The sequence below is a fragment of the Staphylococcus equorum genome (assembly GCF_029531845.1).
Classification (GTDB): domain Bacteria; phylum Bacillota; class Bacilli; order Staphylococcales; family Staphylococcaceae; genus Staphylococcus; species Staphylococcus equorum_C.
Map to the genome: position 1 here is coordinate 1 of NZ_JAMBPV010000027.1, position 1,419 is coordinate 1,419.

Here is a 1,419-nt window from a genome sequence, read left to right on the forward strand (position 1 = left end):
TCCTATATTTTGTAGGAGACAAGCCTTTTAATTTTGACTTGATTCGTTCGTTGTTATAAAAATAAATATACTTTTGTATATTTTGCTTCAGTTCTTCTACGTTTTTAAACTTCTCACCGTAATACATTTCTTGTTTAAGTAACCCGAAAAAATTCTCCATAGGAGAATTATCTAGACAATTCCCTTTACGAGACATACTTTGAAATATTTTATGCTCATTCAGTATGCTAGTATATTGTTTGTGTTGATAATGCCAGCCTTGATCAGAATGAAAAGTAGCACGATATCTTAGAGAAGGTCTTTGTTTTATTGCTTCTTCTAAAGGACTAATTACAATATCTAAAGTTGGATGCTCTGACATTTTATAACTTATAATTTCCGAACTGTATAAATCCATAACTGGAGATAGATATAGTTTTATTTCATTGTTTATAGAAAATTGAGTTATATCTGTAACATATTTTTGAAATGGTCTATCGGCATAAAATCTTTGACGTATTAAATTTTTAGCTATACGTCCAACTTTGCCTTTATATGAGTTATATTTTCTTCGTTTTTTCGTGAACTTTGTACAGGTCAAATTAAGATGTTTCATTAATTTAAGTACTTTCTTGTGGTTTACACAATAACCTCTTTGATTTAATACAAGTGTAACTCTACGGTATCCATAAACGTAATTCGCATCACTACAAATTTTTTTGATTTCTTCTTTCAATTCCTTATTATTATCTTCAGAAGTAAGTTTATTTAACCAATAATAGAATACACTTTTTGCTAGATTAGAAACTTTACATAGAATTTTCAGCGAAAATTGCTCCCTTAACTCAAGCACTAAATTCACTTTTTGTGATGTTTGTTTTCGAGATATTGAGTCAAGGCTTGTAGCTTTTTTTGATAGGCAATACCTGCACGTAACTCTTCATTTTCAATACGTAGTCTTTCTAATTCTTCCTTTTCAGTTTCGTTAATTTTTTGTGGTGATTTACTTTGTTTCTTCTTCATATTTGTAGGCCTACCTTTCGGTTTTTCAGTCACACCGAGTAATCCATCCTTATCAAAATCCCTTTGCCAACGAGCAATGGTTGAGTGACTTGGTATATTGAAGTGGTTAGCAGTTTCTGGATATGACAACATATGATCTTGTCTGTATCTTAAAACAGAAACTTTAAAATCTCTAGAATAAACAGTTTTCTCTCTTTTACGTTGTAAACCTTCAATACCATTTTTTCTATATTGATTTACCCATGTCTTTACAACGCTTTCATTAATATTATATTTATTACCTAAAGAGTTATAACTTAAATACCCATTTATATATTCTTTAACTATTTTTGTTTTAAATTCAGTTTGATAATGTTTTGACATAAAAAACACCCCTAAAAATTAGATTTTTAAGTCCAACTTTTGGGGTTCACATCA

Annotated in this window: 2 protein-coding genes; both read right to left on the reverse strand. The window is 29.4% G+C overall.

Translation table 11 applies throughout. From position 1 onward, the window contains the following. Positions 1 to 841 (reverse strand): IS3 family transposase (locus tag M4L39_RS14475; RefSeq protein ID WP_277582624.1); only part of this gene is annotated, 841 nt, incomplete at its 3' end. Next, positions 838 to 1,365, reverse strand: coding sequence for a helix-turn-helix domain-containing protein (locus M4L39_RS14480; protein WP_277582625.1), 528 nt, complete (start codon positions 1,363 to 1,365; stop codon positions 838 to 840). The genes M4L39_RS14475 and M4L39_RS14480, both read right to left, overlap by 4 nt. Positions 1,366 to 1,419 lie beyond the last annotated feature (54 nt).

Coding starts and splice junctions, on each gene's coding strand:
- M4L39_RS14480 (WP_277582625.1), bottom strand. CDS start 1,365: ATGTCAAAACATTATCAAACTGAATTTAAAACAAAAATAGTTAAAGAA.